Here is a 24,944-nt window from a genome sequence, read left to right on the forward strand (position 1 = left end):
AGGGCCCGTAGATCGTAATGCGGACCTGCGCACGGTTCGGTAACTGCGCGGGATTCCACGGAAATGGACGCCTCGTTACTTCGCAGTGGGTACGGGATTCCCGTCCCGTCACTAACCTCTTCGGCAATCAGCCCGGAATGCTCATGGGTGGTCGAGCGCGCACCGAAACAGAGGAGTTCGATCGTGGCACAACTCACGAATGACGTCGAAAAGCACACGGCGCTTTATGTCGAGGCGTTCAACGCGGGTGACGTGGACGCCGTGAACGCGATGTACACCGACGACGCCGTGGCGGTCTGGGAGCGGGGCGTTCCGCTCACCGGACAGGCCCGGATCGACTCGGTCAGGGAGTTCCTCGCCGCCGGGCCGACGATGACGGCGGTTCCCCGGCAGTCGTTCGTGACGGGCGACACCGCCCTGCTGATCGTCGACTGGACCATCGACACCAAGGACTCCGACGGCAACGGCGAGCGCCTCACGGGCGTCGGGGTGGACGTCCTGCGCCTGGGCGCCGACGGGAACTGGCGGTACGCCATCGACGACCCGTACGGCGAGCAGTAGACCGGTCCGCGCGCTCCGTACGGCGAGAAGCAGGCCTGCCCGCGCAGCCCGTACGGCGAGCAGCAGGCCCGCCCGCGCGGTCCGTACGCCATCGGGTGCCGCCGTACCGGGACCCGTCGTCGCCACACCACCGTCCACCAGGAAAGCAGGGGTCCGCATCTCCATGGCCATCACCGTCGACATCGACTTCGACAAGCCCGACCTGACCGCCGACACCGATCTGCAGAACGAGATCTTCCTGCAGGTGTTCAATTCCGGTGACGGCGAACTCTTCGACAAGCTCTACCGCGAGGACGCGATCTCCAACTTCTCGGGCACGCCGCTGACCGGCGGGGCCCGCCTCGCGTTCTTCAAGGAATTCCTCGCGTCCAAGCCCGTGCTCCGGGCGGAGGTCACCCATTCCTACGTGGCCGGCGACGTGGCGCTGATCGGCGTGCGGTTCGTCATCGACGGAACCGGCGACGACGGCGAGCCGCTGCACATCGAGGGCAACTGCACCGACGTCCTGCGGCGCGGCGAGGACGGCCGCTGGCTGATGGCCGTCGACCGCCCGGTCGCCGGAAGCCTGCTGCCCGAGTAGCGGACGGGCCGGTCCCGGTCTCCGTACGTCTTCCCGCATCCCCGTGTGCCGCATCGCTCCACCCGGCGCACGGGGATCGGTGTGTTCGGGCTCCGGACCGTTACGCCGGGCCGGTACGTCGGCCGGTGCCGGGCCTCAGGAGGCCGGGACGAGCGGGCCGGCGGCGAGGGCGTCGTCGGGGAGCAGCCGGGCACCCCGGGCGTGCGCGGCGGTGAAGGCTTCGGGGCCGAGGGCACGGGTGGCGGCGAGGGTGACGCGGTCGACGTCGCCGCGTTCGGCGGGCGGGAGGGGGGCGTCCACGGAGGCGCGGGTGGCCGCGGCGGTCCCGAGGAGGAGGGCCGCGTGGTGGTGGTGGCCGGCGAGGGCCTGCGCCCCGGCCAGGCCTTCGAGGGCGAGGGCGAGGGCGCGGGGATCGCCGGTGGCGCGGGCCGCGGCGAGGCCCTCCAGGTGGAGGGCGCGGGCGGTGGCGTGGTCGCCGCGGAGCTCGGCGACGAAGCCCAGCTCGGCCAGGACGAGGGACCGGCCGGTCTCGAAGGCGACCCGGCGGCTCCAGTCGAGCACGCTGCCGAAGTGGCCCTGGGCCAGGTCGAGGTCGCCCGTGCGGCGGGCGCCGAGTCCGAGGCCGATCTCCGCGTGGACGACACCGGGCCGGTCGGAGTGGTCCGCGGAGAGGCGCGCGGCGCGCTCGTGGAGTTCCCGGGCGAGGGCGAAGTCGCCGCGCAGGAGGGCGATCCTGCCGAGCCCGGAGAGGCGGTGGGAGGCCTCGGTCCACAGACCGAGCTCCTCCGCGATGCGCAGGCCCTCCTGATGGAGGCCCAGCGCCCTGTCGTAGTCCCCGTCCGCCTCGGCGAGGGAGGCGAGGGGATGGACGGTCTGCAGCCGCCCCCAGCGGTCGCCGATCTCCGCGAAGGCCCGGGCGCTGTCCTCGCCCGCGCTGCGGAGGGCGCCGAGGTCGCCGCGTACGAGGGCCTGGGTGGCGGTGACGCCGAGGGCGGCGGCCGTGCCCCAGGTGTCGCCGAGGGCGGCGAAGCCGAGGAGCGAGCGGCGGACGAGGGTCTCGCTGGTGTCGAGGTCGCCGGTGGACATCAGGGCGAAGCCGAGGAGCCACTGGGTGTGGGCGAGGCCGTGGGGGTCGTCGAGCCGGGCGTGGAGGTCGAGCGCGGCGTCGATGCGGGCCGTGCCGTCGTCCCCGTCGCCCTGGAGGAGGGCGACGCAGGTCCACCAGGCGGTGACGGAGGCGCGGAGCCGGTGCAGGGGGCCGGACGCGTCGGTGGCGGCGTCGGGGCGGACGCTGTCGGCGGCGCCGTCACGGCGGGTGCCGTCGGTGGCGCGGGGGCCGGTCGGGGCGGTCGCGCCGCCCTCGGTCGCGGCGAGGGCGGCGCGCAGGGAGCGGCGCGCTTCCCGGAGGCGGCCGCGAAGGATCCAGTACCAGGCGAGCGCATCGACGAGGCGGAGCGTGCTGGAGGGGTCGTCGGTGTTCTCGACCGCCTTGCGGAGGTTGGCGGTCTCCAGGTCGAGGCGCCGCAGCCAGGCGTGCTGCCCGTGCCCGCGCAGGTGGGGGCGGGCCCGTTCGGCCACGGCGGTGTAGTGGAGCAGATGGCGGCGGGCGACGGCCCGGTACTCGTCCGCCTCGTGGAGGCGTTCGTGGCAGTAGGCGGCGACCGATTCGAGGAGCCGGTAGCGGGGGCCGTGGGGACCGTGCACCACGACGACGAGGGAGCGGTCGACCAGCCGGCCGAGGAGGTCGAGGACGTCCTCCTCCTTCACGCCGTCACCGGCGCAGACGGCCTCCGCGGCTTCGAGGGTGCAGCCGTCGGCGTGGACGCCGAGGCGGCGCAGCACGATCTGCTCGGAGGCGGTGAGCAGCTCCCAGCTCCAGTCGATCATGGCACGGAGCGTCTGCTGGCGCACGGGTGCGTCGCGGCGGGTGGCGGACAGGAGGCGGAAGCGGTCGTCGAGGCGGTCCAGCAGGCCCTGCGCGCCGAGCACCTTGAGGCGGGTGGCGGCGAGTTCGAGGGCGAGGGGGATGCCGTCGAGGCGCCGGCAGATGAGGGCGACGGCCCGCGCGTTGTCGGCAGTGAGGGCGAAGTCCTGGGCGGCGGCGGTGGCGCAGGCGACGAAGAGCCGTACGGCGCTGGAGCGCTCCACGGCCGCCGGAACGGCGGCGGGACCGTTGTCGGCGGCGCGGGGGCCCGGGTCCCGGTCGGTGCCGGAGGGCTCGGCGTCCGGGCTGGGGCCCGTCTCCGGGAGGTCGAGCGGGGGGACCGTCCAGACCTGCTCGCCCGCGATGCCGAGGGGTTCCTGGCCGGTCGCCAGGACGCGTACGGCCGGCGCGGTCCGCAGGAGGTGGGCCGCGAGCCGGGCGACCGGGGCCGTCATGTGCTCGCAGTTGTCGAGGAGGAGGAGCAGGGCGCGGTCGCGGAGGGTGCGGGTGAGGTGGTCGAGCGGCGCGGCGGAGGCGGAGGCGTCGTCGCGGATGCCGAGGGTGGTCGTGATCGCTTCGGCCAGGGCGGTGAGGGCGGCGGTGTGGCCGGGGTCCGGTGCGGTCGGCGTGTCGAGCGCGGCGAGTTCGACGAGCCAGACGCCGTCGGGATGGACGGCGGCGCGGTCGGCCGCCGCGGCGAGGGCGAGGCGGGTCTTGCCGACGCCGCCGGGACCGGTGAGCGTGACCAGACGGTGGGCGGCGAGCAGGGAGCCGACGGCGGCCAGGGCGTCGCTCCGGCCGACGAGGCCGGCGTGCGGCGCGGGAAGGTTGCCGCGACCGGGGGAGCCGGGCGGTATCGGTACGGGCGCGGGCGCGGCGGTCCGGGAGGCGCCGGGCCCGGCGGGAGCCGTGAGGTCCGGGTCGTGGCGGAGGATCGCCCGGTGGAGGGCGGTGAGCGCCGGCCCGGGATCGAGGCCCAGGTCGTCGGCGAGACGGGTGCGCAGCTCCTCGTAGGAGCCGAGGGCCTCGGTCGGGCGGCCGGCCCCGTAGAGGGCGCGGACGTGCGCGGCCCGGAGCCGTTCGCGCAGGGGGTGGCGGGCGACGCTCTCGGCGAGCTCGGCGGCGACGGCGTCGTGGGCGCCGAGGTCGAGACGGGCCTCCGCGAGGTCCTCGACGGCGGCGAGGCGCTCCTCCTCCAGGGCGGCGGCAGCGGCGCGGGAGAAGGCGGCGTCGGGGAAGTCCGCGTAGGCGGGGCCGCGCCACAGGGCGAGCGCGTCGGTGAGGAGCGCGGCCCTGGCGCGCGGGGCGGCCTCGGCCCTCGCCCGGGCGGTGAGGGCGCGGAAGCGGGTGGCGTCGACCGCGTCGGGGGCCACGTCGAGCACGTAGCCGCCGGGACGCAGGAGGAGGTGCCGGCGGCCGTCGGGGACGGCGGCGTCCAGGAGGTGGCGGAGGCGCGAGATCTTGTTCTGGAGGGCGTTGGCCGGGTTCCGCGGGAGGTCGTTCCCGGTCCCGGCGTCCCACAGGTCGGCCACGAGGCGGTGGGCGGGGACGGGACGGCCCGCGTGGACGAGCAGGACGGCGAGGAGCGCCCGGACCTTCGTCTCCGTCACCGGGACCGGGTCGCCCTGGGCCGTCCGTAAGGTCAGTGAGCCGAGCACCCCGAAACGCATGATGATCAGGATAACCGCCGGCGCCCCGGCGGCAGGGCCGAAAGCCGGGCGACAGTCCGCCGCCGCCGGACGACAGCGGGGCGACAGGGCGGGCCCGCAGGATCGGTGGCACCAGCCGGACGCAGAGGTCCTGTACGACGGAAGCGGGTCGTTTTTCATGAGCAAGTACGCAGGCAAGAAGGCCGTGGTCACGGGCGGTACGCACGGGATCGGCCTCGCGGTCGTCAAGGCGCTTCTGGACGGCGGCGCCGAGGTGCTGCTGACCGGGCGCAACGAGAAGAACATCGAGGCGGTGCGGACGGAGCTCGCGGGCCGCCCGGTGCACGTGGTGCGGTCCGACGCGGGCAGCATGGCCGACATCAACGCGCTGGGCGGGGTCGTCGGCGAGAAGCTCGGCCGGATCGACTTCCTCTTCGTGAACGTCGGGTACGCCGAGCTGGGCACTCTGGAGGAGGTGACGGAGGCCTCCTTCGACAAGTCCTTCGACATCAACACCAAGGGCGCGTTCTTCACCACCCAGCAGCTGGCCCCGCTGGTCAACGACGGCGGTTCCATCGTCTTCACGACGGCCGTCCTGGTCGGCCACGGCTACCCCGGCACCAGCGTGGCCACCGGCATGAAGGCGGCCGTGGGCGGCTTCGCGAAGGTGTTCGCGGCCGAGCTGCTGTCCCGGAAGATCCGGGTCAACTCGGTCAGCCCCGGCTTCACGCTGACCCCGACCATGGGCTACGCGAACATGACGGAGGAGGAGAAGGCCGCCAACGAGAAGGAGGGCGCGCAGCTCACCCCGCTCGGCCGGCACGCCGACCCGGAGGAGATCGCGGCGGCCGTGCTGTACCTGGGCTTCGACGCCACGTTCAGCACCGGAACGGTGCTCCACGCGGACGGCGGCATGGGCCAGGGCATCCCGCCGCTGTTCGAGTAGGCGCCCCTCCCGGCCGGGAGGCCGGACCGGGGACGGAGACGGCGGGGGTCGCGCACTTCGGTGCGCGGCCCCCGCCGCGTCGTGCGTCCCGGGGCACCCGGGCGCGGACGTCTACCGCGGCGACGGACGGCCGGCGTCGCCGCCGGGCCGGCGGTACCGGGCGGTGAGGCCCTCCAGGACCGGGACGAGGTCGCGGGGGCTCGGCATGGCCAGCATGTCGTGGTGGATGCTCGCGGCCCCCCGCCGGTAGGAGTCCTCGTGCAGGACGCGCCCGATCCGCTCGCGCATCGTGGCGGTGGACTGGGTGTGGCGGTCCAGGGACAGTCCCGCGCCGCGCTCCGTGACGTACGCGGAGGTGGGCGGGGCGTCCATGTGCCGCTCGCGGAAGGTCGTGTGCACCCCGTGGTCGTCGACGACGATGAACTCGCTCTCCTCGTCGTTGATGAGCTGGGGGACGCCGAAGGCGGCGGCCGTGGCGAACGTTCCGATGCCGCCGTGGTGGATGAGGGCCGACGTCGTCGGCAGCAGCTGGTTGAGCGGGACGTAGTCGACGGTGCGGACGTTGGAGGGGAGCCGGGAGAGCCCGTCGAGCTGCTCGTCGTCGAGGGTGGCGACGACCTCGGCGTCGAGGTCCGCGACCGCTTCGAGGAGCGCCTGGATGCGGTCGGCCCCGTCCTTGAAGAACTTCCGCACCGACACCCCGAGGGAGAGGGCGACGCGCGGCCGCTCGGGCGGGGCGTGCAGCCAGTCGGGGAGCGGCGCGGCGCCGGTGAAGGGCACCCAGCGCATCGGCACGGTCCGCGTGCGGGTCGGCAGCCGCATGGGCTCCGGTATCGGGTCGATGGTCCACTGCCCGTGGAGCAGTTCGTCGTCGACGTCCACTCCGTAGCGCTCCGCCACCGGCCGTACGGCCTCGACGAGGGGGTTCTCACCCGGGGAGGTGCCGAGGACCGCGTGCCGGGCGGCGAGGGTCTCGGTGGTCCAGGCGAAGTAGTCCAGCCCCCACATGAGGCGGGCGTGGGCGGCGCCCGAGACGCGGGCGGCCACCGCGGCGGAGGGCCAGCACGGGTCCCAGACGATCAGGTCCGGCCGCCAGTCGCGGGCGAAGTCGACGAGGTCGTCCACGGCCGGCATCGGGTCGGAGGGGGAGGCGTCGGCCGGGTGGAAGTCCCGCAGGCAGGCGATCATGAAGCGGCGGAAGGCGCCCCACGCGTACTGGCCGGCGGGGTCCAGATCGAGCTTCTCGGTCAGCCGGTCGAGCCGGCTCTCCGTTTCCGGCGAGAGCGGCCTGTTGGCCGCCCTGGGCGCCGGGACCACCGCCGGGTCGCCGAGCCGTACGGCGGTCAGCCCCACGGAGGAGATCGTCGGGGCCATGCCGGGATGCGCGGCCACCCGGACGTCGTGTCCGGCGCTCTGCAGGGCCCAGGCGAGCGGGATGACCGGATAGAGGTGCGCGGTCGCGGGCCAGACTGTGAACAAGACTCGCAAGGGAGTTACTCCGTGGGTCGCTTCTCAGTCGCGCCGCGTGCGGACGGAGTGCGTCGTCGACACGCGGCGCAATCGGGGTTCTCCCGACCGTAGCCGGGGAGCCGGCACCGACCCCTCATCGCCGGGTAACCAGCCCTCCCCGCCCCGCACTTCCGACCGGCGCGGGAGCTTCCCGGGAGTTTTCAGGAGCGGAGAGGGGCCGGAGCGGAGGACGCACTCCTCCGCTCCGGCCCCTCTCGCCCCCCACTCTCCCGGACACCGACACCGCTGTACGGGTACGGGTACGGGCGCGGCCCCGGGCCGGTGCCGCTACACGCGGGCCGGCGTGGCCCTGCGCGTCGCCGCCTCCAGGGCGAGCACGCCCGCGTGTTCACCCGATTCGATGGCGCCGTCCACGAAGCCGGACCAGCCCGAGGCGATGTCGCTGCCGGCGAAGACGAGCCGGCCCTGGGGCTGCTGGAGGGTGCGCAGCTGCCGGGTCAGCTGGAGGGGCCGCATGAACGACCAGCCGCCCCGCGCGTACGGATCGCCGCCCCAGTCCTGCGAGACGATCCTCTCCACCACCGCCTGCGGCACGAACGTGCGCAGGGCCGCCTGGACCCGGGCGGTGCTGGTGTGGTCGAACGCCGGGTCGACGCTGAAACCGATCATCAGGCGGCTGCCGTCGGACAGCGTGGTGTGGGGCACCACCCCGATGAGCGGGGCGCCCGACTCCGCTCCCTGGGCGAGGAACCGGCCGACGTCCCCGCGCACCTTCATCCAGATCTTCTTGGCGTGCGGCACGGCGATGCCGGCGGTGGACGCCGCGGCGAACTCCCTGGGCAGCCCGGAGCGGAAGGAGATGGAGTTCCACACGTTGGCCGGCACGGCGACGACGACCGACCGGGCGGTGTACCGCTTCCCGCCGCGGGTGTCGACGTGGACGCGGGCGCCGGTGTCGGTGATCGCCGCCACCGGAGAGTCGAGCCGGACGGTGACGGGCTGGTCGGCCAGCATCGCGTTGATCAGGCCGCCCATTCCGGTGACGGGACGGTAGGCGTTGAGGCCGTTGTACGTCTCCAGGTCCCCGGAGAGGGCGAGTTGGCGGACGAGGGCCGTGTAGGCGCCGCGGGTGTTGCTGCCGCCCGCGGTGGCCGTGTGCCCGTTCAGCCAGGCCTCGTCCCGCGGCCCGAGCCGCAGCTGGTCGAGCCGGTCGCGCAGGGTCAGCCGGTCGGGCCCGGCGAGCAGGTCCGCCCGGTGCAGCGGTTCGTGGGGTCGGGGGAAGTAGGAATCGGAACCGGCGAAGAACGAGGTGAGGAGCTCTCCGAGCCGGGTGCCCGCGACGGCGAGGTCGAAGTCGGCGTACCCGCTGCCGGAGGGCAGGATCAGGCGGTCCGGCGGGGTGTCGTCGGCCACGAGGGGTATGCCGTGGCTCCGTATCTCGTGCCAGACCTTCGTGTGGACCGGGTGGACCCAGGCGCCGCCCATCTCCACCAGCTCACCGGCGAACGTGCCGGTCCACGTCCGTCCGCCGATCCTGTCCCGGGCCTCCAGGAGCAGCGTCCTCATCCCCTGGGCCCGCACGGCCCGGGCGGCGGCGACCCCGGCGAAGCCGGCGCCGACCACGATCACGTCGTACGCGTCGTCCGGCCGCGCGCCGTGGCCTCGGCCCGGACGTGCCGAAGCGCCGTCGCCGGCTCCGACGACGGTGGTGGCGGCCAGCGTCGCCAGGCCCGCCGCCTTGAGGACGGTCCGTCTGCGGGATGTTCCCGTCGTGGGGGTGTACTCGGCGGCCAAGGTCTCTCCCTGAGTGGACTGGAACGGACGGGTCCGGACGGATCGATCCGGGACGGGCGAGGAGTCGGCGACATGGCAACGGCCGGAAACGGACGTGCACTTCTGACGACGCTGGCCGAATCGAGCCGGGCCCGCGAAGGCGGATTCACCTCACCACACCCGTTGCCGCGCAGGCCAGGGCGTCACCCACCGGACGCCCATCGGCCGGTCATCGGCCGGTCATCGGGCGGCGGGGCGGGAGAGCGGAGGGCTTGATTTCGCCGCCGGGGTCCGCCGAGGCCCGCCGGGTCCACCGGCCGATGCTGGTCGGCGTCGGTCGGCTTCGGTCGGCCTTTTCGCCACCGGCCGTCGCCGGCCCCGCCACCGGAAGCCACCGGAAGGACTCCGGGGCGCCTCCGGACGACTACGGGACGGCTCCGGGGCGCCGCCGGCCGATTGCCCGCACGTGACTGCGCAGTTGTCCTCCGCTCGTAGCCTCCTGAGCAGAGCACGTGGACGTCGTTCGACGTTCGACCCGGAAACCGCGTCACCTTCCTGAGGGAGAGGTCAGCGATGACATCCTCGGCGCTTGCGCCAGATCTTTTCGGCCACGACTATTTCCAGGATCCGTATCCCGCGTTCTCGTGGCTCCGGAAGAACGCCCCGGTGCACCGGCTGACGTTCCCGGTCGGCGACCTGCCCATGTGGATGGTGTCCCGCCACGAGGACGTGCGGGAGCTGCTCGGGGACCACCAGCGCTTCAGCAGCGACGCCACCGTGTGGGCCACCGAGGAGTTCAAGAAGTCCGGGCTGGTGTTCGGCTCGGGCACGGTCATCGAGCGCATCCTGTCGGTCCTCGACCCGCCGGACCACACCCGGGTGCGCAAACTGGCGATGGGCGCCTTCACCCCCCGCCGTACGGCGCTGTGGGAGGAGCCGACCCGGGAGATCGTGGCCTCCGCCCTCGACCGCCTGGAGGCCATGGAGGAGCCGGACGTCATGGAGTTCGCCTCCACCGTCCCCGCCGAGGTCATCGGACGGGTCATGGGGATCCCGCTGGCCAAGTTCCGGCAGATCCTCCACGCGATCGAGCGGGCGCTGCACGTCGACCCGGAGCACATGACCGAGTCGACCCTCGCCTACCAGGAGATCGTCGACTACGGCCGCGAGGTCGTGGAGGAGAAGCGCCGCGACCCGGGCGAGGACCTGACCTCGGTCTTCATCCAGGCCCGCGACGGTGACGACCGCCTGGACGAGAACGAGCTCATCGCCATGGTGGCGCTCATGATCATGGTCGGTCTCGACACCACCCGGAACCTGATCGGTTCGGCGATCCTCGCCCTCCTGGACCATCCGGACCAGCGGAAACTGCTCGCCGAGCGGCCCGGGCTGGCCGATTCCGCGGTGGAGGAGTTCCTCCGCTACGACGGCGCCCTCACGGTGGCCCTGATCCGCTTCGCCACCCAGGACGTCGAGTTGCTGGGCACGACCATCCCCAAGGGCGCCACGGTCATCGCCGCGCTCCAGTCCGCCAACCGCGACCCCGAGGTCTTCGAGGACCCGGACCGGCTGGACATCACCCGCTCCGGACCCCGGCACCTGGGCCTCGGCCACGGGCTGCACAACTGCCTGGGCGCGGCCCTGGCCCGGCTGGAGTCCCGGATCGCCATCCCGGCGTTCTTCGAACGGTTCCCGGACGCCCGGCTCTCCGTGCCGCGCGACGAGATCCGGTACGGGGAGAGCTGGCTGCTGCGCAGCCTGACCGCGCTCCCGGTCGACCTGCACGGCACCGGGCCGCGCTGAGCCGGGGAGGAGATCCGGATGAGGATGCTGCTCACGATCGACCGCGAGGCCTGCGCCGGCGCGGGCACCTGCGTCGCCATGAACCCGGGCCTCTTCCGGGTGGAGGACGGCACGGGCGTGCCGCTCCGGGCCGTGCTGGAGGGCGAGGAGGCGATCGAAGCCGCCAGGGACGTGGCGGAGTGCTGTCCGACGGAGGCGGTCCTGGTGACCCCCGAGGCGACCTGACGACCGCGCGCCGCGACGCCTGCCACGAGCCCGGCCCACGACCCCGTGAGCCGGGCTCCGCGCACACCGCGCGGAACCCGGCTCACGGGACCATGGGGGCTATGCGGCCGGCTTGCGGAACTGCTCGATCACGGCGGCGTAGCTGTCGCCGCCCCGGCCCGCCGCGATCGCGCGGTCGGCGAGCTCCTTCACGAACGCCGGCAGCTCGGTGCCGACGCCGGTCGCCTCGCTCTCGTGCAGGAGGTGCGCCATCGTCGCCCGGTGGGTGTCGACGGTGGCGTCGTGGGCGGGGTAGGACCCCTCGTCGATCTGGCCCGCGTAGGCCGAGACGAAGTTGGTCACCGCGGCGATCCAGTCGTTGGCGAGCGGGGCGAAGGCGGAGGCCTTCACGTTCGCGGTCTCCAGCAGGGCCGCGCCGTGCAGGAAGCTGTTGAGGACCCCCCACATGATGCCGAGCAGCGCCACGTCGTACAGCGAGGCCAGGCCGTGGTCCTCGCCCAGGTGGGTGGCGGCGCCGAGGGCCGCCAGGGTCGTCTCGTGCGCGTCGAACACGTCCCGCGCGCCGGCGTACAGCAGCGTGGCGTGCTCCGTCCCGATGACCGGCGGGATCGCCATGATGGCGCCGTCGAGGTACGCGATGCCGTGCCCGGCCGCCCACCGGGCGATCTCCCGGGCGCCGTCGGAGTGGCCCGAGGTGAGGTTGACGACCGTCTTTCCCCGCAGCGCGTCCGCGAGCGGTTCCAGGACGGTGCGGAAGACGTCGTAGTCCGTGAGGCACACGACGACCAGCGGGGACGCCGCGACCGCGTCGGCCGCCGACGCGGCGGCCACCGCGCCCTTCGCGACGAGCCCTTCGGCCTTCTCCGGCGAGCGGTTCCACACGGTGGTGGGGACTTCGGACCCGAGGAAGGCGCCGGCGAGCGCCTGCCCCATCAGACCGAGACCGACGACCGAGACCGCGGCCCGCGCGGAGCCGGCCCGGGGGGTGGAGTTCATCAGGAGGCAACTTTCTCTCGATGCGTGCAGAGCCGAACGCACGGCCCTGGGGGGTGCCGTGCCCACGCGCAGGAGGCTAGGCGCGTCCCCCTCACCCGCAGGTCATGCCCGGGTAACTCCCGGCCGGGCCGCCACCGGCGCGCACGCGCCGGTGGCGAACCGGCTAGAGGTAGTCGTTGTCGGGGTCGAGGCCGACGAGGACGCGGCCGTGGGCCTCCAGACTGCCGAGGGGGGTCATCAGACCGTGCAGGTAGAGGCCCTCGATGTCCCGCTGGATGCGCTGGAAGGGGGCTGTGCGCGCGATGATCGAGGCGCCGCTGATGTCGTGCAGCTCTTGGACGGCCTCCTTGGCCAGCTGGACGGCGTAGCCGAACTGGCCGCGCATGGCCACCTTCTGTTCGACCGTCAGCTGCTCGCCCGTGTCGGCTCCGGTCTGCATGAGGCGGAGCCAGCCGTCGGAGAGGCGCTCGGCGGCGGTGATCTTGTTGGCGGCGACGGCCACCTTCACCTGGGTGTACGGGTGGTCGCGCTGCTCGGTCCAGTGGGTGTAGGCGATGCCCTTGCCCGGCAGGCGCTGGAGGAAGACTTCCAGGGCGGCGCGGGCGAGGCCGATGTAGACCGGGACGGAGAGGGCCATGACGTAGGCGGTGAGGCCGTAGTTGCGGCCCGTGGCCCCCGCGTTGGAGCGGTCGCCGACGAGGCCCTCGAGGACCTCGATGCCGTCCACGACGCGGTGGGCGGGGACGAAGAGGTTCTCGACCGTGGTGGTCGAGCTGCCGGTGCCGGACGCGGCGGTGACGTCCCAGTCGTCGGCGACGGAGACCTCGGAGGCGGGGACGACGGCGAAGACCTCGGCGTCCTCCTGGCCGGGCCGCCGCAGCATGGCCGCGTAGATGTTCCAGTCGGCCCCCTTGATGCCGGTGTTGAAGCGCCAGCTGCCGTTGAGGACGTACCCGCCCTCGGTCTCGACGGCGGTGCCGGTGGGGGTGAACCCGCCGGAGATGCGGACGGAGCCGTCGGCGAAGATCTCTTCCTGCGCCTTGTCCGGGTACTGGGTGACGATCCAGGCGCTGGAGACCCAGGCGCAGGAGATCCAGCCGGTGGAGCCGCAGCCGCGACCGATCTCGGCGACGATCTCCGCCTGGTCGGCGACGGGGAGGTCGAGGCCGCCGAAGCGCCGGGGGACCGCGATGCGGAAGACGCCCGCCTTCTCCAGCAGTTCGATGTTCTCGTCCGGGATCCAGCCCCGTTCTTCGGCTGCGAGACCGTTCTCGCGCAGCCGGGGAACGCTTTCCCTCACCGCGTCGAGAACGGACTCGGCTTCGTTCGCGGACGTGACCATCGTGACTCCTCGCATCTCGGCCGGAAACAACCGGATCGATCCTGCACGGGCCCAGTTCATGCGCAGTAACGCGGCGGTAATCCCCGCCCCGGCCCTCCTCCCGCCGCGGGCCGGCGCCTATGCCCGCTTCATCAGTTCCACCAGGCTGGAGAAGCTGTCGGCCCCGTGGCCGTCCTCCGCGCCGCGCCGGAAGAGGTCGACGACGGCGGACTGCAGGGTGGTGTCCACGCCCGCGTCGACGAGGGTGTGCAGCACGTGCTCCACACTGGCCAGGCCCATGGCGAGCCGGTCCACGTCGCCTCCGTGGTCGCCCGCGTCGATGCGCTTCGCGTAGAAGGACAGGAAGCCCGGCAGTGAGGCCACGGTGGACTCGGCGTTCGCGAGGACGTCGGTCGCCCGGAGGCCGTGGGCGTCGGCGAGCGCGACGGCCTGCCAGTAGCCCAGCATGGACGTCCAGAACACGGCCATGCCGATCTGGTACTCCAGCGCGGCCAGCCCCGGGTCCTCGCCGCGGAAGTCCGTGCCCGTCAGGGCCTCCAGGGTGGCCTTGTGGCGGTCGAACCCGGCCCGCGCGCCGCTGTAGAACGTCGAGGACCCGGGGTCCCCGATGCCCGACGGCGGGACGGTGACGCCGCCGCTGACGTGTATGCCGCCGCGCTCCGCGATCCACCGGGCGCCGGCGCGGGTCCTGTCGGGGGTGTCGGAGCTCAGGTTGACGAGGACCCGGCCCGCCAGGGCTTCCGCGGCCGGTTCGAGCACGGCGTACATCGCGTCGTAGTCCGTCAGGCTCAGCACCACCAACTCATTCGCCCCGATCGCCTCTTCGACGCTTCCCGCGAGGACCGCCCCACGCGCCACCAGGTCGTCGGCGCGCGACGCGGTGCGGTTCCAGACGGTGACGGGGTGTCCCTTGTCGAGGAAGGCGGTGACCATCGCCCGCCCCATGGGGCCGAGTCCGATGACGGTGACGGGCTGCTTGCTGTTCATGGACGGAGAACCTCCTGGGTCGTCGGCCGTCCGGGGGCCGGAAGACCGCCCGAGAGCCGGAGGGCCGCTCGGGGACCGGAAGACCGCCCCAGGACTAGAACGAACGCTTTATTCAGCGCTCGCGCAGAACGTAGCACAGCTCTGGAACGAACGCTCTACCCAGGGAGCGGAACGGAGGTCGGCGGGCCCGGGAGCGGACCGCGGACCGGCGGAGCCGTCGCACGGACCCTGATTACCGGCCCATTACTGCCCGTTTGAACGAGGTCGGTAGTTTTTCGACGCTACTTGCGGCGGTCTCGCGAGACGCATCGTCAATTCCCTTTCGGTGTAGGGGCGTTCGCGGGATGCGGATGTCCCGGGGCCGACTGGAATCGATCGGCGGACGATCGGGCCGGAGTAGCGGTCGACCTGCCCGGAAGCCGCAGCTTCAGACGGCGCGAAAAGTGCGCGCGATTCCCGATCGGAGCATCACGATGATCAACGTCTTCCAGCCGAGCCTCGGCTCCGAAGAGCTCGAAGCGGTCGCGGCCGTCTTCGCGAGCAACTGGCTCGGACACGGTCCTCGCACCAAGGAGTTCGAGGCCGCCTTCGCGGCGCACGTGGGCGTGGAACCCGAGCGGATGATCTTCATCAACTCGGCCACCGCCGGCCTGTTCCTCAGCACCGAACTCCTCGGCCTCGGCCCCGGCGACGACGTGGTGCTGCCCTCCGCGAGCTTCGTCGCCGCCGGCAACGCCGTCGCCGCCACCGGAGCCCGCCCGGTCTTCTGCGACGTCGACCCGTACCTGCTCAACCCGACCGCCGAACACGTCGAACGCGCCCTGACCCCGCGCACCAAGGCCGTCCTGCTCCTGCACTACGGCGGCCGCCCCGGCGACGTCGTCGCCATCGCCGAGCTGTGCCGCTCCCGGGGCGTCCGGCTCGTCGAGGACGCCGCCTGCGCGGTCGCCTCGTCCGTCGACGGCGCCAGGTGCGGCACCTTCGGCGACGTGGCGATGTGGAGCTTCGACTCCATGAAGGTCCTCGTGACTGGCGACGGCGGGATGCTGTACGTCCGCGACCCCGAACTCGCCCGTACGGCCCGCCGCCTGGCCTACCACGGCCTGGAGCAGTCCAGCGGCTTCTCGGCCGCGAAGGTCTCGCACCGCTGGTGGGAGCTGAACGTCAGGGAGTTCGGCCGCCGCGTCATCGGCAACGACGTCACCGCCGCCATCGGGGGCGTCCAGCTCCGCCGGCTCCCCGGCTTCGTCGCCCGCCGCCGCGCCGTCGCCGAGCAGTACGACCGCCTCCTCCAGGACGTCGAGGGCCTGCGGCTCCCGTCCGCCCTGCCCGCCGGACACGACTCCACGTACTACTTCCACTGGGTGCAGATGGACGCCGGGATCCGCGACCGCGTGGCCGCCGACCTCCTCGACAAGGGCATCTACACCACCTTCCGCTACCCCCCGCTGCACAAGGTCCCCGCCTACGGCGACCCCGGCACCCACCTGCCCGGCACCGACCACGCCGCCGACACCACCCTCCTGCTGCCGCTGCACCAGGGCCTGGACGACACCGAGGTGAGGACCGTCGCCGACGAGCTGCGCAAGTCGGTCGAGCACCGCCTCGCAGAGCTCGCCCGCTGAACCGGACGCGACCAGGAGAGGCTGTCACCTCCGTGCACATCGCCGACACCGCGGTCCCCGGCGCCTACGTCGTCACCCCCGAGCCGCACACCGACGAACGCGGCGACTTCTTCGAGGGCCTGCGCACCGACCACCTCGAAGCCGCGACCGGACACCCCTTCGTCCCCCGCCAGATCAACTACTCCACCTCGCGCCGCAACACCCTGCGCGGAATCCACGGCGTGGCCATCCCCCCGGGACAGGCCAAGTACGTCACCTGCGTGCGCGGGGCCCTGCGCGACATCGTGGTGGACCTGCGGGTCGGATCGCCCGCCTTCGGCGCGTACGCGACCCACGAACTCGACGCCGCGTCGGGACGGGCCGTCTACGTCCCCGAGGGCGTCGGCCACGGCTTCCTCACCCTCACCGACGACACGTGCGTCTGCTACGTCCTCTCCAGCGTGTACGTGCCCGGAACGCAGATCGACATCAACCCCCTGGACGCCGAACTCGCCCTGCCCTGGGGCTTCACCGAACCCCCGCTGATGTCCCGGAAGGACGCGACGGCCCCCGGCGTGCGCGAAGCCGCGGCCGCGGGACTCCTCGCCTCCTGGCAGGAAGCCGTCCGCGACACACATTCCCCTGTTTCAAGGAAGGCACTGCCATGAAGGCTCTGGTGCTGTCGGGCGGGGCGGGAACACGCCTGCGCCCCTTCAGCTATTCGATGCCGAAACAGCTCATCCCGATCGTGAACAAACCCGTCCTCGAATACGCCGTGGAGAACATCGCCGCGCTCGGCGTCACCGAGGTCGCCGTCATCGTCGGGGACCGGGCCGCGCAGATCACCGAGGCCCTGGGCGACGGCAGCCGCTTCGGCGTCCGCATCACCCCGATCCACCAGGACGAGCCGCGCGGCCTCGCCCACTGCGTCGAGCTGGCGCGCCCGTTCCTCGGCGACGACGACTTCGTCATGTACCTCGGCGACAACATGCTGCCCGACGGCATCACCGCCATCGCCGACGAGTTCCGCTCCGGCCGCCCGGCCGCCCAGATCGTCGTCTCCAAGGTCCCCGACCCCCGGCCCTTCGGTGTCGTCGAACTCGACGCCGAAGGCGCCGTGGTCGCCCTGGTGGAGAAGCCGAGCCGGCCGCGCAGCGACCTCGCCCTGATCGGCGTGTACTTCTTCACCGGCGCCATCCACGAGGCCGTCGGCGCCATCGAGCCCAGCGCCCGGGGCGAACTGGAGATCACCGACGCCATCCAGTGGCTGCTGACCCACGGCCACGAGGTGAAGGCCGGCGAGTACGACGGCTACTGGAAGGACACCGGCAGGGCCGACGACGTCCTGGAGTGCAACCGGCACCTCCTCGGCACGCTGGACCGCAGCGTCGAGGGCGACGTCGACGCGACGAGCGAACTCGTCGGCCGGGTCGTCGTCGAGCCCGGCGCGCGCGTGGTCCGCTCGCGGATCGTCGGCCCGGCCGTCATCGGCGCCGGCACCCTAGTCGAGGACTGCCGCATCGGACCGGACACCTCCGTGGGACGCGACTGCGTCCTGCGCGCCACCCGGCTCGCCGACTCCATCGTGATGGCCGGCGCCACGATCACCCAGGTCCCCGGACTGCACGGCTCCCTCATCGGCCGCTCCGCCAACATCGGCCCGAGCGACCACGCCGAAGCCCACCACCGCCTCGTGGTCGGCGACCACACCCACGTGGAGGTGGCCGCGTGAAGGTGCTCGTCACCGGCGGGGCCGGCTTCATCGGCTCCCACTACGTCCGCACCATGCTGGCCGGCGGCTACCCGGGCTACGAACGGGCCCGCGTCACCGTCCTCGACAAGCTCACCTACGCCGGCAACCGCGACAACATCCCCCTGGGCCACCCCCGCCTCGACCTGATCGAGGGCGACGTCTGCGACCGCGACCTGCTCCTCGACGTGCTGCCCGGCCACGACGCCGTCGTCCACTTCGCCGCCGAGTCCCACGTCGACCGCTCGCTGTCCCTGCCCGACGCCTTCGTCCGCACCAACGTCCTGGGCACCCAGACCCTCCTCGACGCCTGCCTCGCCGCACGCGTGGACCGGGTCGTGCACGTCTCCACCGACGAGGTGTACGGCTCCATCGCCGAGGGCTCGTGGACCGAGGACTGGCCGCTGATGCCCAACTCCCCGTACGCGGCCTCGAAGGCGGCCTCCGACCTGATCGCCCGCGCCTACTGGCGCACCCACGGCCTCGAAGTGTCGATCACCCGCTGCTCCAACAACTTCGGCCCCCACCAGCACCCCGAGAAGCTCATCCCGCTGTTCATCACCCGGCTCCTGGAGGGCCGGCAGGTCCCGCTGTACGGCGACGGCCTGAACGTACGGGAGTGGCTGCACGTCGACGACCACTCGCGGGCCATCCAGCTGGTCCTCACCAAGGGCCGCGCCGGGGAGATCTACAACGTGGGCGGCGGCAACGAGCAGACCAACCTCTCCGTCACCGAGCGCCTCCTCGAACTCTGCGGGGCGGACCGGTCGAGCATCCGCCACGTCGCGGACCGCAAGGGCCACGACCTGCGCTACTCGCTCGACGAGACCAAGATCCGAGAAGAGCTGGGATACGCGCCGGGCGTCGACTTCGCCGAGGGCCTGGCCGAGACCGTCGCCTGGTACCGGGACAACGGGCAGTGGTGGAAGGCGTCCGAGGAGCGGGCCCGTGACTGAGGAGCGAACGATGACGGACCACAAGGCGCTGGTCCTGGACGAGGTGCGCAAGTACCACCTCGACCGGCAGGACACCGGCGGATTCGTGCCCGGCGTCACGGAGATCTGGCCCTCCGGCGCCGTCCTGGACGCCGACGACCGGGTCGCCCTCGTCGAGGCCGCCCTCGACCTGCGGATCGCGGCGGGCCCCAGCTCCCGGAAGTTCGAGTCGGCCTTCGCCCGCCGGCTGCACCGCCGCAAGGCCCACCTCACGAACTCGGGCTCCTCCGCCAACCTCCTGGCGCTCTCGGCGTACACCTCGCACCTCTACGAGGACCGCCGCCTGCGCCCGGGAGACGAGGTGATCACCGTCGCGGCGGGCTTCCCCACGACCGTGAACCCGATCGTGCAGAACGGCCTCGTCCCCGTCTTCGTGGACGTGGAGCTGGGCACCTACAACACCACGGCGGACCGCGTCGCGGAGGCCATCGGCCCCAAGACCCGCGCCATCATGATCGCGCACGCCCTCGGCAATCCCTTCGAAGCCGCCGAGATCGCCCAACTCGCCGCCGAGCACGACCTGTTCTTCGTCGAGGACAACTGCGACGGGGTGGGCTCCACCTACCGGGGGCAGCTCACCGGCACCTTCGGGCACGTCACGACCGTCAGCTTCTACCCCGCCCACCACCTCACCATGGGCGAGGGCGGCTGCGTCCTGACCTCCGACCTGAAGCTCGCCCGGATCGTCGAGTCGCTGCGCGACTGGGGCCGGGACTGCTGGTGCGAACCGGGTAAGAACAACACCTGCTTCAAGCGGTTCGAGTACCAGATGGGCACCCTCCCGGAGGGCTACGACCACAAGTACATCTTCTCCCACGTCGGTTACAACCTGAAGGCCACCGACCTCCAGGCCGCCCTCGGCCTCTCCCAGCTGGACAAGCTCGACGGCTTCGTCGACGCCCGCAAGCGCAACTGGCGGCGGCTGCGCGAAGGGCTCGACGGCGTCCCCCACCTGCTGCTGCCCGAACCCACCCCCGGCAGCGACCCCAGCTGGTTCGGGTTCGTGATCACCGTGGACGCCGACGCCCCCTTCAGCCGGGCCGAACTCGTCCACCACCTCGAAGAGCGCAAGATCGGCACCCGCAGGCTCTTCGCCGGCAACCTCACCCGCCACCCCGCCTACCTGGACCGCCCCCACCGGGTCGTCGGCGACCTCGCCAACTCCGACGTCGTCACCGAGAACACCTTCTGGATCGGGGTCTACCCGGGGCTCACCGAACCGATGCTCGACTACGTGATCACCACGGTCAGGGAGTTCGTGGAGGCCCGCGGATGAGCACCCTCCCCCCGGGCCTGCGCCCGCGGCACGACGAGACGGTCGCCGCGAGGCTGGCCCGCTCGGCCGACGCCACCGGCGAGGGGGCCGCGCTGCGGACGGCGGACGTCGACGACTGGCTCGACGGCCGCAGGCGCGCCCACCACTTCCGGGTGCGGCGCATCGCGTTCGCGGACCTGGACGGCTGGTCGTTCGACCCCGCCACCGGCAACCTCGGCCACCACAGCGGCCGGTTCTTCACCGTCGAGGGACTCTCCGTCGAGACCGACACCGGCCCCTTCCGGCACTGGCAGCAGCCGATCATCAAACAGCCCGAGGTCGGCATCCTGGGCATCCTGGCCAAGGAGTTCGACGGGGTCCTGCACTTCCTCATGCAGGCCAAGATGGAGCCGGGCAACCGCAACCTGCTCCAGCTCTCCCCGACCGTGCAGGCCACCCGCAGCAACTACACCAAGGTCCACCGGGGCGCGGACGTGAAGTACCTCGACCACTTCACGGCCCCCGGCCGCGGCCGGGTCCTCGCGGACGTCCTCCAGTCCGAGCACGGCGCCTGGTTCTTCCGCAAGGCCAACCGCAACATGATCGTCGAGACGGACGAGGACGTCCCGGTGGACGACGACTTCTGCTGGCTCACCCTCGGCCAGATCGGCGAACTCCTGCGCCGCGACAACGTGGTGAACATGGACGCCCGCACCGTCCTGGCCTGCGCCCCCGTCGCCTCCGACGAGCCCGGCGCGGTCCTGCCCGACACGGCCCTGCTCTCCTGGTTCACCGCCCGGCGCTCCGCACCCGACGTGCGCGCGGAGCGCATCCCGCTGGGGGAGGTCAGGGACTGGGTGCGCGGCGCGTGGTCCCTCGACCACGCGAAGGGCCGGTACTTCCGCGTGGTCGCGGTCTCCGTCGAGGCCGGCAACCGCGAGGTGCGCGGCTGGTCGCAGCCCCTGTTCGAGCCGCGCGGCACCGGCCACACCGCCTTCGTCACCCGCGGCTTCGGAGGCGTCCCCCACCTCCTGGCGCACGCCAAGCTCGAAGGCGGCTTCCTCGACCGGATCGAGCTGGCCCCCACCGTCCAGCACACCGCCGCCAACCACGCGGACCGCACGGGCGACGACCGGCCCCCGTTCCTGGACCTCGTCCTGTCGGCGGACCCGGCGCGCGTACGGTACGACGTGCTCCACTCGGAGGAGGGCGGCCGCTTCCTCAACGCCGAGAGCCGCTACCTCTTCCTGGACGCCGACGAGGACGAGGCCCCCCTGGACGCCCCGCCCGGATACGCCTGGGTGACCCCCGGCCAGCTGCGGTGGCTGGTGCGGCACAGCCACTACGTGAACGTCCAGGCGCGCACCCTGCTCGCGCTCCTCAACACCGGCGCGGTGCGGCTGTGACCCCACCCGTACGGATCGCGGTCCTCGGCTCCGCCGACTTCGCCCGGCGGCGGATGATCCCCGCGTTCGCCGCCCGCGAGGACGTCGCCCTCACCGCGATCGCCAGCCGCGACCCCGACCGGGCCCGCGCGCTGGCCGGGGCCCACCGCTGCCGCGCCCTGCACGGCTACGCCGCCGCCCTGGAGGACGACGACGTCGAAGCGGTGTACGTCCCCCTGCCCGCCGCCCTCCACGCCCGCTGGGTGCGGGCGGCGCTGCTCGCCGGCAAGCACGTGCTCGCGGAGAAGCCCCTCGCCACCACCGCGGGCGAGACGGCCGAACTCCTGGACCTGGCCCGCTCCAGGGGCCTCGCCCTGGTCGAGAACGTCCTCTTCCCCCACCACTCCCAGCACGCCCGGGCACGGGAACTCGTCGCCTCCGGCGCCATCGGTGAACTCCGCTCCTTCCGGGCGGAGTTCACCGTCCCCCGGCGGGCCGAGGACGACATCCGCTACCGCGCCGACCTCGGCGGGGGAGCGCTGTCCGACACCGGCGTCTACCCGGTCCGCGCCGCCCTCCTCGCCCTCGGCGGCGACCTGCGGGTCGCGGGCGCGGTCGCCGTCCGGGACGCCCGGCTGGACGTCGACACCGGGGGCACGGCCCTGCTCCACACCCCCGAGGGGGTGAGCGCCCAGCTCGCCTTCGGCCTCGACGACGCCTACCGCAACACGTACGCCTACGCGGGCACCGAGGGGCGCCTCACCGTCGGGAGGGCCTTCACGCCCCCGGCCGACCACGCCCCGGTGCTCCGCCTGGAGCGCGGCGGCGAGGTCACGGAGGTCCGCCTCGCCGCCGAGGACCAGGTCGCCCGCGCCGTCGGGGCGTTCGCGCGCGCGGTGCGCACGGGCGGGGCGCCCGACCCGGACGTCCTGCGGCAGGCGGTGCTGCTGGAGGACATCGCGGCCCGGGCCGCCGTCGCGGCAAAGCCATGCCCCGGGGAGGACGAGCTGAAAGACTTCCGCCATGTCGAGTGATCTCTTGTCCGGGAAGGTCGTCCTGATCACGGGGGCGAGCAGTGGTATCGGCGCGGCGACGGCACGGGCCTGCGCCCAGGAGGGGGCGGCGGTCGTCCTCGCGGCACGGAGGGAGGACCGCCTCGCGGCTCTCACCGAGGAACTGAACGCCGGGGGAGCCAGGGCGTCGTACGTCGTCGCGGACGTCACCGCCGCCGGGGACGCCGGGAAGGCGGTGGACTTCGCGGTCTCCGCGTACGGCCGCCTGGACGGGGCGTTCAACAATGCCGGCATAGGCGGGGACCGCACTCCGCTGCACCTGATGCCGGACGAGGTCTACGAGTCGATCATGGACACCAACGTCCGGGGGGTGTTCAACTGCCTGCGCCACGAGCTGGCGGCGATGCTGGAGGGCGGCGGCGGGTCCATCGTCAACAACAGCAGCGTCGGGGGCCTGGTCGCGATCCCCACGGCCGCCCCGTACATCGCCTCCAAGCACGCGGTGATCGGTCTGACCCGGGCGGCCGCCGACGAGTACGCCCAGCAGGGCATCCGGGTGAACGCGGTGGCGCCCGGGACCACGCGCAGCGAGATCACCCGCGACTGGTTCGGACGCAACCCGGGCCTGGAGGAGGTCGCCAACTCGCTGACGCCGCAGGGCCGTACGGCCGAGCCGGAGGAGATCGCGCAGGCGGTGGCGTGGCTCCTCAGCGATCGCTGTCCGTTCCTGACCGGCACGGTGATGCCGGTGGACGGCGGCTTCGTCAACAAGTGACCCGGGGGTGCGCGGACGGACGGGAGGAGAAGGCCCGCCGCCCGCGCACCGCGGTCCGCCCGCGCACCCGCCGTACGGCGGACCCGGGCCCGTCAGTCCGCGGGGCCGCGCAGGACGGTGGAGAAGGCGACTTCGGCGTCCTGGGTCCCGTCGACCGCGAGGGCGAACCGGCCCGGCTCGGCGGGCAGCGTCCGGGCCTCGATCAGACACGGCCGGTCGAAGTCCACGTACCGGAAGTAGCGCGTCGCGATCTCGCCGGCCCGGAACGCCCGGGGCCCCAGGACCGCGTGCGCCGCCTGGTCGGCCGCCTCGACGAGGACCAGACCGGGGACGTGGTCGACGGGATGGTCGAACAGGGCCGTGTCGGACACGTCGTTGCGCAGCCGCCACCGGTTCGGCTCGCCGGTGGGGGAGAGGAGCACACCGCCGGAGCCGGTCCGCCCCACGCGCGCGGGATCCAGGGGCTCGGGAAGCTCCCAGGCCCCCCAGACCGCCGGCATCCGGTCTCCCCTGAGGCGCCGGTAGACCCGGGGAGGTATCCAGCCGAACTCCGAGTCGGCCCGGGCGATCGTGACGCCCTCGTGGCGCAGCAGGAAGCACATGCGCAGGGACCGCCGGGCCCGTCCGGTGTCCCCGGCGGGGGAGACGAGCACGTCGACGTCCAGCCGCGCGGCCTTCCCTCCGCCCGGGGGGAGCCGGTCCGGGATCGTGAAGTCCAGGAAGCTCAGCACGGTCTGGTGGTCGAGCGGGACGCCGTACTCCGCGTGGGCGACGACCAGGCCGCTCTGCCGGACGGTCTGGGCGAGGACGCGCGGGTCGTACGGCCGCTCCCCGGTGACGGGCGGCCAGTGGACGGTCAGGGCCAGGGAGTTCTCCCCGGAGCGGTTCCAGCCGGACACCAGGATCGACCCGGGGTCCGTCAAGTGGGTGTAACGGCCGAGGATTTCCGGCGGGCCGGTGGTGCCACCGGCTTCGGAACCGGATCCGTCCGACGGCTGACGGGCAACAGAGACTGCGGGCAAGGCCCCCCCTTGGGTCTGTCCTGTGAGCGCTGTCATGTGTTGTGGCTGTAAAGTACCGGCCCTCCGTTCGGTTTTACGGGGTGGGTCAACGAGAGTTCAAGCGCGGGCAAAGAAAGTGTCAATTGGAGGCTGGGCGTGGCGAGACAGGAGCGGGCCATCCGCACGCGGAGGATCATCCTCGAGACCGCGGCGGAGATGTTCGACGAGCTCGGTTACGACGCCACGACCGTCGGCGGCCTCATCGAGCGCATCCAACTCACGCGCGGCGGGCTGTACTTCCACTTCACCTCCAAGGAGCAGCTGGCGCGGGCGGTCCTGGACGAGGCAGTGACGACCGAGGGCGCCGTGCCGCAGCGGTTCAAGCTGCAGGAGTGGGTGGACCTGGGGCTGCTGCTGGCCCACCGGCTGCCCAAGGAACCCCTGCTCAGCGCCTCGGTCCGGCTGTCGGTCGACCCCCGGGCCCGGGCCCTCTTCGGAACCAGGTGGCCCGACTGGATCACCCTCGGGACCGAGCTGCTCGCCGAGGCCGCCGAGCGCGGCGAGCTCCTGCCCCACGTCGACCCCGCCGAGACCGCCCGGCTGTTCGTCGGCGCCTGGACGGGCGTCCAGCTCGTCACCGAGGCGCTCCCCGACGGCGACCTCTCCCGGGAGATCTCCGCCCTCTACGCGATGATGCTGCCCAACGTCGCCTCCCCCGGCGTCCTGGCGAAGCTGGAGACCTCCCCGTACCGGGCCGAGCGTCTGCTCGCCGACGCGCGCGCGGACGATCGCGCTCCGCTCCCCTCGCCCGGCCGGTCGCTCGACCGCTCCGCCTGAGGGGAACAGCGGCCCCGGACTACCGGCGCGCGCCCGCTCGCCGCCGTAACCTGCTGCCTGTACTGTTTCCGAC

21 protein-coding genes are annotated in these 24,944 nt (G+C 72.8%); 14 read left to right on the plus strand and 7 right to left on the minus strand.

Annotated features, from left to right (window positions below):
• The first annotated feature begins 183 nt into the window (after window positions 1–183).
• Both ACIQVI_RS03060 and ACIQVI_RS03065 read left to right on the plus strand, forming a co-directional pair.
• The gene (locus ACIQVI_RS03060) at window positions 184–561 is read left to right on the plus strand and encodes a nuclear transport factor 2 family protein (protein ID WP_121831663.1); all 378 of its coding nucleotides are present in this window, start codon (window positions 184–186) and stop codon (window positions 559–561) included.
• 163 nt (window positions 562–724) lie between these two features.
• Window positions 725–1,141: a YybH family protein gene (locus tag ACIQVI_RS03065; RefSeq protein ID WP_403590285.1), complete on the plus strand. Its 417-nt coding sequence runs from the start codon at window positions 725–727 to the stop codon at window positions 1,139–1,141.
• 135 nt (window positions 1,142–1,276) lie between these two features.
• Here the strand turns inward: ACIQVI_RS03065 and ACIQVI_RS03070 are convergent, their stop codons facing one another.
• Window positions 1,277–4,735 (minus strand): AfsR/SARP family transcriptional regulator, encoded by a 3,459-nt coding sequence (locus ACIQVI_RS03070; RefSeq protein WP_403590288.1) that lies wholly within the window; start codon window positions 4,733–4,735, stop codon window positions 1,277–1,279.
• A 157-nt stretch (window positions 4,736–4,892) separates the two neighbouring features.
• On the opposite strand from ACIQVI_RS03070, the gene ACIQVI_RS03075 reads away from it, so the two are divergent.
• Window positions 4,893–5,660 (plus strand): SDR family oxidoreductase, encoded by a 768-nt coding sequence (locus tag ACIQVI_RS03075; protein WP_403590291.1) that lies wholly within the window; start codon window positions 4,893–4,895, stop codon window positions 5,658–5,660.
• A 111-nt stretch (window positions 5,661–5,771) separates the two neighbouring features.
• Here ACIQVI_RS03075 and ACIQVI_RS03080 read toward each other — a convergent pair whose 3' ends face one another.
• Together ACIQVI_RS03080 and ACIQVI_RS03085 are read right to left on the minus strand one after the other, a co-directional pair.
• Window positions 5,772–7,139: a nucleotide disphospho-sugar-binding domain-containing protein gene (locus ACIQVI_RS03080; RefSeq protein WP_403590294.1), complete on the minus strand. Its 1,368-nt coding sequence runs from the start codon at window positions 7,137–7,139 to the stop codon at window positions 5,772–5,774.
• Between the two features lie 318 nt (window positions 7,140–7,457).
• Window positions 7,458–8,924 carry a flavin monoamine oxidase family protein gene (locus ACIQVI_RS03085; protein WP_403590297.1) on the minus strand — a complete coding sequence of 489 codons (1,467 nt, stop codon included), beginning with the start codon at window positions 8,922–8,924 and terminating at the stop codon, window positions 7,458–7,460.
• 645 nt (window positions 8,925–9,569) lie between these two features.
• On the opposite strand from ACIQVI_RS03085, the gene ACIQVI_RS03090 reads away from it, so the two are divergent.
• Entirely contained in the window at window positions 9,570–10,706 is a 1,137-nt protein-coding gene (locus ACIQVI_RS03090; protein ID WP_403590300.1) for a cytochrome P450, read from the plus strand.
• An 18-nt stretch (window positions 10,707–10,724) separates the two neighbouring features.
• Complete coding sequence (locus ACIQVI_RS03095; RefSeq protein ID WP_403590303.1) at window positions 10,725–10,931, plus strand: ferredoxin; 207 nt, start codon at window positions 10,725–10,727, stop codon at window positions 10,929–10,931.
• A gap of 99 nt (window positions 10,932–11,030) precedes the next feature.
• Here ACIQVI_RS03095 and ACIQVI_RS03100 read toward each other — a convergent pair whose 3' ends face one another.
• The 3 genes from ACIQVI_RS03100 to ACIQVI_RS03110 form a co-directional block, all read right to left on the minus strand.
• Entirely contained in the window at window positions 11,031–11,927 is an 897-nt protein-coding gene (locus tag ACIQVI_RS03100; RefSeq protein WP_403590306.1) for an NAD(P)-dependent oxidoreductase, read from the minus strand.
• 163 nt (window positions 11,928–12,090) lie between these two features.
• Complete coding sequence (locus ACIQVI_RS03105; RefSeq protein WP_403590309.1) at window positions 12,091–13,269, minus strand: acyl-CoA dehydrogenase family protein; 1,179 nt, start codon at window positions 13,267–13,269, stop codon at window positions 12,091–12,093.
• Between the two features lie 117 nt (window positions 13,270–13,386).
• On the minus strand, window positions 13,387–14,256 hold the full coding sequence (locus ACIQVI_RS03110) for an NAD(P)-dependent oxidoreductase (protein ID WP_403590312.1): 870 nt from the start codon (window positions 14,254–14,256) through the stop codon (window positions 13,387–13,389).
• A gap of 473 nt (window positions 14,257–14,729) precedes the next feature.
• Between ACIQVI_RS03110 and ACIQVI_RS03115 the strand changes: the two genes are divergently transcribed.
• The 8 genes from ACIQVI_RS03115 to ACIQVI_RS03150 are packed head-to-tail and all read left to right on the plus strand — an operon-like array spanning window position 14,730 to window position 23,033.
• Complete coding sequence (locus tag ACIQVI_RS03115; RefSeq protein ID WP_403590315.1) at window positions 14,730–15,881, plus strand: DegT/DnrJ/EryC1/StrS family aminotransferase; 1,152 nt, start codon at window positions 14,730–14,732, stop codon at window positions 15,879–15,881.
• Between the two features lie 32 nt (window positions 15,882–15,913).
• Window positions 15,914–16,528 (plus strand): dTDP-4-dehydrorhamnose 3,5-epimerase family protein, encoded by a 615-nt coding sequence (locus ACIQVI_RS03120; protein WP_351971377.1) that lies wholly within the window; start codon window positions 15,914–15,916, stop codon window positions 16,526–16,528.
• Window positions 16,525–17,592: a glucose-1-phosphate thymidylyltransferase gene (locus tag ACIQVI_RS03125; RefSeq protein WP_351971376.1), complete on the plus strand. Its 1,068-nt coding sequence runs from the start codon at window positions 16,525–16,527 to the stop codon at window positions 17,590–17,592. Before ACIQVI_RS03120 ends, ACIQVI_RS03125 begins: the two co-directional genes overlap by 4 nt.
• Complete coding sequence (gene rfbB / locus ACIQVI_RS03130) at window positions 17,589–18,566, plus strand: dTDP-glucose 4,6-dehydratase (protein WP_351971375.1); 978 nt, start codon at window positions 17,589–17,591, stop codon at window positions 18,564–18,566. The genes ACIQVI_RS03125 and rfbB overlap by 4 nt, the downstream gene beginning before the upstream one ends.
• 10 nt (window positions 18,567–18,576) lie before the next feature.
• Window positions 18,577–19,881, plus strand: a complete 1,305-nt coding sequence (gene rfbH / locus ACIQVI_RS03135; RefSeq protein ID WP_383411729.1) for a lipopolysaccharide biosynthesis protein RfbH — start codon at window positions 18,577–18,579, stop codon at window positions 19,879–19,881.
• Complete coding sequence (locus ACIQVI_RS03140) at window positions 19,878–21,266, plus strand: NDP-hexose 2,3-dehydratase family protein (RefSeq protein WP_403590319.1); 1,389 nt, start codon at window positions 19,878–19,880, stop codon at window positions 21,264–21,266. The genes rfbH and ACIQVI_RS03140 overlap by 4 nt, the downstream gene beginning before the upstream one ends.
• Window positions 21,263–22,279 carry a Gfo/Idh/MocA family protein gene (locus ACIQVI_RS03145; protein WP_403590322.1) on the plus strand — a complete coding sequence of 339 codons (1,017 nt, stop codon included), beginning with the start codon at window positions 21,263–21,265 and terminating at the stop codon, window positions 22,277–22,279. The genes ACIQVI_RS03140 and ACIQVI_RS03145 overlap by 4 nt, the downstream gene beginning before the upstream one ends.
• Window positions 22,269–23,033 carry an SDR family NAD(P)-dependent oxidoreductase gene (locus tag ACIQVI_RS03150; protein WP_403590325.1) on the plus strand — a complete coding sequence of 255 codons (765 nt, stop codon included), beginning with the start codon at window positions 22,269–22,271 and terminating at the stop codon, window positions 23,031–23,033. Before ACIQVI_RS03145 ends, ACIQVI_RS03150 begins: the two co-directional genes overlap by 11 nt.
• A gap of 92 nt (window positions 23,034–23,125) precedes the next feature.
• Here the strand turns inward: ACIQVI_RS03150 and ACIQVI_RS03155 are convergent, their stop codons facing one another.
• On the minus strand, window positions 23,126–24,091 hold the full coding sequence (locus tag ACIQVI_RS03155) for a ScbA/BarX family gamma-butyrolactone biosynthesis protein (protein ID WP_403590328.1): 966 nt from the start codon (window positions 24,089–24,091) through the stop codon (window positions 23,126–23,128).
• Between the two features lie 99 nt (window positions 24,092–24,190).
• Between ACIQVI_RS03155 and ACIQVI_RS03160 the strand changes: the two genes are divergently transcribed.
• Entirely contained in the window at window positions 24,191–24,871 is a 681-nt protein-coding gene (locus ACIQVI_RS03160; RefSeq protein WP_351971370.1) for a ScbR family autoregulator-binding transcription factor, read from the plus strand.
• Window positions 24,872–24,944: the final 73 nt, after the last annotated feature.

The sequence above is a fragment of the Streptomyces sp. NPDC098101 genome, assembly GCF_044760185.1.
Lineage (GTDB): Bacteria > Actinomycetota > Actinomycetes > Streptomycetales > Streptomycetaceae > Streptomyces.

Coding starts and splice junctions, on each gene's coding strand:
- ACIQVI_RS03065 (WP_403590285.1), top strand. CDS start 725: ATGGCCATCACCGTCGACATCGACTTCGACAAGCCCGACCTGACCGCC.
- ACIQVI_RS03070 (WP_403590288.1), bottom strand. CDS start 4,735: ATGCGTTTCGGGGTGCTCGGCTCACTGACCTTACGGACGGCCCAGGGC.
- ACIQVI_RS03075 (WP_403590291.1), top strand. CDS start 4,893: ATGAGCAAGTACGCAGGCAAGAAGGCCGTGGTCACGGGCGGTACGCAC.
- ACIQVI_RS03095 (WP_403590303.1), top strand. CDS start 10,725: ATGAGGATGCTGCTCACGATCGACCGCGAGGCCTGCGCCGGCGCGGGC.
- ACIQVI_RS03100 (WP_403590306.1), bottom strand. CDS start 11,927: ATGAACTCCACCCCCCGGGCCGGCTCCGCGCGGGCCGCGGTCTCGGTC.
- ACIQVI_RS03105 (WP_403590309.1), bottom strand. CDS start 13,269: ATGGTCACGTCCGCGAACGAAGCCGAGTCCGTTCTCGACGCGGTGAGG.
- ACIQVI_RS03110 (WP_403590312.1), bottom strand. CDS start 14,256: ATGAACAGCAAGCAGCCCGTCACCGTCATCGGACTCGGCCCCATGGGG.
- ACIQVI_RS03115 (WP_403590315.1), top strand. CDS start 14,730: ATGATCAACGTCTTCCAGCCGAGCCTCGGCTCCGAAGAGCTCGAAGCG.
- ACIQVI_RS03125 (WP_351971376.1), top strand. CDS start 16,525: ATGAAGGCTCTGGTGCTGTCGGGCGGGGCGGGAACACGCCTGCGCCCC.
- rfbH (WP_383411729.1), top strand. CDS start 18,577: ATGACGGACCACAAGGCGCTGGTCCTGGACGAGGTGCGCAAGTACCAC.
- ACIQVI_RS03140 (WP_403590319.1), top strand. CDS start 19,878: ATGAGCACCCTCCCCCCGGGCCTGCGCCCGCGGCACGACGAGACGGTC.
- ACIQVI_RS03150 (WP_403590325.1), top strand. CDS start 22,269: ATGTCGAGTGATCTCTTGTCCGGGAAGGTCGTCCTGATCACGGGGGCG.
- ACIQVI_RS03155 (WP_403590328.1), bottom strand. CDS start 24,091: ATGACAGCGCTCACAGGACAGACCCAAGGGGGGGCCTTGCCCGCAGTC.